The sequence below is a fragment of the Sphingorhabdus sp. genome (assembly GCF_044374345.1).
Classification (GTDB): domain Bacteria; phylum Pseudomonadota; class Alphaproteobacteria; order Sphingomonadales; family Sphingomonadaceae; genus Sphingorhabdus_B.
In genome coordinates, this window is the sequence record NZ_JBILOS010000126.1 from 1 (window position 1) to 4776 (window position 4776).

At 58.3% G+C, this 4776-nt stretch carries 4 protein-coding genes; 3 read left to right on the forward strand and 1 reads right to left on the reverse strand.

From position 1 onward, the window contains the following. A partial coding sequence (locus ACIQ5B_RS10235; RefSeq protein WP_397598927.1) for an acyl-CoA dehydrogenase family protein occupies positions 1-264 on the reverse strand: 264 nt, incomplete at its 3' end. Positions 265-367: 103 nt separating this feature from the next. On the opposite strand from ACIQ5B_RS10235, the gene ACIQ5B_RS10240 reads away from it, so the two are divergent. The 3 genes from ACIQ5B_RS10240 to ACIQ5B_RS10250 are packed head-to-tail and all read left to right on the forward strand — an operon-like array spanning position 368 to position 4637. After that, a complete protein-coding gene (locus ACIQ5B_RS10240) occupies positions 368-1603 on the forward strand; it encodes an NAD(P)/FAD-dependent oxidoreductase (RefSeq protein ID WP_397598928.1) in 1236 nt (411 codons plus the stop codon). A gap of 4 nt (positions 1604-1607) precedes the next feature. Then, a complete protein-coding gene (locus ACIQ5B_RS10245) occupies positions 1608-4373 on the forward strand; it encodes a helicase-related protein (protein WP_397598929.1) in 2766 nt (921 codons plus the stop codon). A 15-nt stretch (positions 4374-4388) separates the two neighbouring features. After that, positions 4389-4637 carry an RNA-binding S4 domain-containing protein gene (locus tag ACIQ5B_RS10250; protein ID WP_395637197.1) on the forward strand — a complete coding sequence of 83 codons (249 nt, stop codon included), beginning with the start codon at positions 4389-4391 and terminating at the stop codon, positions 4635-4637. Positions 4638-4776: the final 139 nt, after the last annotated feature.

A 4776-nucleotide genomic window follows, 5' to 3' on the forward strand; every position in this document is an offset into this window, starting at 1 on the left:
AATGGATGCAGACGCCCGGCTGACTTCCTCAACGGCGACAACATGTTCCAAATAGCCAAGGCCAAGGCCGCCATCTTCTTGCGCAACCGTCAGGCCGTGAAGCCCAAGCGCACCCATGGCTGGCCATAATTCTTCCCGTGGAAACCAGTCATCAGCATCGATTTTGGTGGCCAAGGGCGCGATTTTATCCGTCGCAAAGCGCTGGGTGGTATCGCGGATCATGTCGGCATTTTCGCCGAGGGCAAAGTCTAAAGTCATCGCCATCCTCTGCCATTTATTTGATAGTGCCGCAAGCATGGGACTAGCCAGTTGCTGACCTTTTGCTTACCGCACTTTTGATATTTTCTTAACGAGCGAATCTTTAACGATGCATTATGATATTCTCATCGTCGGTGGCGGCCATGGCGGTGCGCAAGCGGCCATCGCATTGCGGCAGGCAAAATTCGAAGGCAGCATCGCTATCGTCAATGCCGAACCTGAATATCCTTATGAGCGCCCACCATTGTCCAAGGACTATTTTGCGGGCGACAAGGCGTTTGAACGCATCATGATCCGGCCTGCTGCGTTTTGGGCGGAGCGTTCGGTGGATATGCTGCTTGGCCAGCGGGTGGAGACGGTGGATGCCGCCGCGCATTCCGTCACGACTTCTGACGGCACAGTCTTCACTTATGGCCATATGATCTGGGCCACAGGCGGCGACCCACGGCAACTGCCCGTCACGGGGGGCAATCTGCGCGGCGTGCATGTTGTCAGGACCCGGGCCGATGTGGATCACATGGTCGAAGGCCTGGATGATGTCGCGAACGTTGTGATTGTCGGTGGCGGCTATATCGGGCTTGAGGCCGCAGCGGTGCTGCGCAAAATGGGTAAGAAAGTGACCGTGCTGGAGGCCATGGATCGCGTGCTTGCGCGGGTCGCTGGCGAACCGCTGTCGCGTTTTTATGAATCCGAACATCGCAGCCATGGCGTCGATCTGCGTCTGAACGTCGGCATTGCGGCGATTGAAGGCGACGATGTCGCCACCGGCGTTCGCTTGGCCGATGGCGAAGTTATACCTGCGCAAATGGTTATTGTTGGCATTGGTATCATCCCGTCGGTTGCGCCTTTATTGACGGCGGGTGCCGCGGGCGGCGCTGGTGTTGATGTTGACGCTTATTGCCGGACGTCCTTGCCAGATATCTTTGCCATTGGTGACTGCGCGGCCCATGCCAACAGCTTTGCTGGCGGCAATATCATGCGCGTGGAATCGGTGCAGAATGCCAATGACATGGCCAATGCTGTGGCGAAAAGCTTAATGGGTGCGCTGACCGAATATCATGCGGTGCCTTGGTTCTGGTCAAACCAATATGACTTAAAGCTGCAAACCGTTGGCATCAGCGCGGGTTATGACACAACGGTGTTGCGCGGCGATTTGGATGCACGCAGCTTTTCGCTCATCTATTTGAAATCGGGCCGTGTCATTGCCCTCGATTGTGTGAACGCCACCAAGGATTATGTGCAGGGCCGCGCCTTTGTGACAGAGGGCTTGTCGCCTACGCCTGAACAATTGGCAAACATCGAAGTTCCCTTGAAAGAACTCGCCGCCGAATTGACAGCCACCTAAACTTTTGCCTCCAGTCCGTTCAGCCCTCACGGCCATTTTAGGTCCAACGAACACCGGCAAGACCCATCTCGCGGTTGAGCGGATGTGTGCCCATTCCAGCGGCATGATCGGCTTTCCTTTGCGTTTGTTGGCGCGGGAAATCTATGACCGGCTGGTGGCGATTAAAGGCGCGCAAAATGTCGCGCTGATTACGGGCGAGGAACGGATCGAGCCGCCGCAGGCGCGCTGGTATTGCTGCACCGTTGAAAGCATGCCGATCCACAAGGAATTTGCCTTCGTTGCAATTGACGAAGCGCAACTGGGGGCGGACCCCGAACGCGGCCATATTTTTACTGACCGCATCTTGCATGCCCGCGGGCGTGAGGAGACGATGATTTTGGGTTCGGAAAGCCTGCGCCCGATCATCCGGTCGTTGCTGCCCGATGCGGAGATCATCTCCCGTCCCCGCTTTTCCACGTTAAGCTATGCCGGCGCAAAGAAGCTGTCCCGGCTGCCCAAACGCTCTGCCATCGTCGCGTTTTCGATTGAGCAGGTCTATGCAGTCGCCGAAACATTACGACGGATGCGCGGCGGCGCTGCGGTGGTCATGGGCGCTTTGTCGCCGCGCACCCGCAATGCGCAGGTGGCGATGTTCCAGTCGGGTGAGGTCGATTATCTCGTGGCCACCGATGCCATCGGCATGGGCCTGAACCTTGATGTCGCGCATGTCGCCTTTGTCAGCCTGTCGAAATTCGATGGGTCGCGCCGGCGCAGGTTGACCGTCGCCGAAATGGCGCAAATTGCTGGGCGGGCCGGACGGCACCAACGGGACGGAAGCTTTGGTACGCTCGCGGGCGAAGGCAGCGAATTTACCCCCGAAGACGTGCTGGCGATCGAAGGGCACAGCTTCCCGCGGCTGGACTGGCTATTTTGGCGCGAGGCAAAGCCAAGATTTAACGACATCGCGACGCTGATCGCGGATCTTGAGAAAAAACCGGGCCTTCCGGGCTTATTGCCCGCGCCCAAGGTCATCGACCTTTTGGTGCTCAAGCGCTTGGCCGAAATGCCCGACGTGAAATCGCTGATCCGGCACCCTGTTGATGTGGCCCGGTTGTGGGAAGTGGCCTGCTTGCCCGATTTCCGGCAAATGGGTGAGGAACATCATAGCCGCTTTGTCGCGTCATTGTGGCAATATCTGGGGCAGGGCGAGCGCGTCATTCCGCACGGCATTTACGCAAATGAGCTGGCGCGGCTGGATAATATTCAGGGCGATGTCGACACGCTGTCTGCCCGAATCGCAGCGGTGCGGACATGGACCTATATCGCGCACCGGAATGATTGGCTGGCCAACCCCCCGGCGATGGCCGAACGCGCGCGGGCGCTGGAAGAAAAATTATCGGATGCATTGCACGATGCCCTGCGTCAGCGGTTTGTCGACAAACGGACATCAATGTTGCTGCGCAAAGGTGCTGGCGATGTCGGGCTGTTACCCGTTGAAATCCAGCAGGATAATCGCGTTCTTGTCGATGGCGAGGACATTGGGACTTTACAAGGATTTGCCTTTCGGGTTGACCCAGCGGCAAAAGCGGGTGACCGTAAATTGTTATTGGCTGCCGCCGAACGACATCTGGCAGCGCATTTGAGGCAAAAGGCAAAGGACGTATCTATGGCAGAGGATAGCGAATTCTCGCTCGCAGCCGATGGGGAGGGTAAACCTTCGATCTTCTGGAAGGATGATCTTCTGGGCACATTGACCAAGGGGCGCACGCTGCTGCAACCTGCATTTACGCCCGTAAAGGCCGTCGCCGGATTGGAAGGCGACGCCCTGCGCGAGATTGTCACGCGCGCGGAAAGCTGGATTGAAAGCCAGCTGGCAAAGGCGATGGGCGGCATTGTCGGATTGCTCGACCTCGCCCAGCAAGCCGATGTCGACGGCAACGTTCGTGCGCTTGCGGTTCGGCTTGCCGATGAAGGCGGGATTGCGGGTCGGCATTATCTTGCCGACGCCATCGCCGCGCTGCCCAAGGAAGCCCGCGGCGCCGCACGCAAGGGCGGAATCGTTTTCGGCGCGCTCGATATTTATCACCATGCCGCGTTGAAACCCGCTGCCGCCAAATGGCGCGCAGCCTTGTTTGCCGCACGCGACAGCCGTGCCATGCCGGTGCTTCCACCCGAAAGTGCGGTGCATTTGAAAACATGGAATTTTGCGAACCCGTCCGAGGCCAGAAATGCGGGCTATCGCCGGATTGGTGATGAATATGTGCGTATCGATTTGGCCGAACGCGTTATCAAAAAAGCGCATGAAGCGCGTGGGCAGAACAATGCCTTTGGCATGGACATGGCCTTTGCAACCTCGCTGGGTATCAGCGAGGCCGGTTTGAAAGCGCTGATGCGCGACGCCGGTTTCCGTCCCGCCGAAGCGGCGGTTGTGCCCGAGACAGCGGCCGATGAAACACCCATGGTCGACGAAAGCACGCCAGTCGAAGCAACACCAGCGCCTGAGGCTGAAGCCACAGTTGAAGCGACTGCCGCCGATGCCGACGCCGTTGTACCAGAGCAAACCGCGCCAAAAGAAACCGCGCCCGTCGTCCTGACGCATTGGCGTTGGGTGGGCTTGCCCAAACCCCGTCCGCCCGAACAGCGCAGGCCGCATGCTTCTGCAGAACGAAAGCCGCACGCGTCGGCCAAGCCGAAGGCTAAGCCCGATCGCGCGCCGCCAGCACCAAAGCCAAGTGCGCCGCCGTCAGCATTGGCCTTGCAATTGGCTGCGCTCAAGGGCCTCAAGCTCTAAAAGGTCAGGCAAACCTTGCGGATCGACAAGCTGCTGTTCTTTCTGCGATTGGCCAAAAGCCGTTCGCTCGCGTTGAGTTGGGCGGAGGCTGGCCATATAAGGTTGAATGGCCGCCGGATCGAAAAGGGCAGCGCCGCGGTTCGCGTTGGCGATATTATCACCATGCCATTGGGCGAGGCTGTTTTGACTTTAAAGCTGCTGTCTGTCCCTGTTCGGCGTGGTCCTGCATCAGAGGCGCAGCTTTTCTATCAACGTATCGACTAAAAAATTGGCGAATCGGTGCAATCCGGCGTTGACTTCCCCCTGCGCCACGCAATAGGCAGAGGAAATGAAACGGCTAATCCGCCGTTCTGTATGGGAGAGTTCCGCCAATGACTTATGTCGTTACCGATGCCTGCATCCG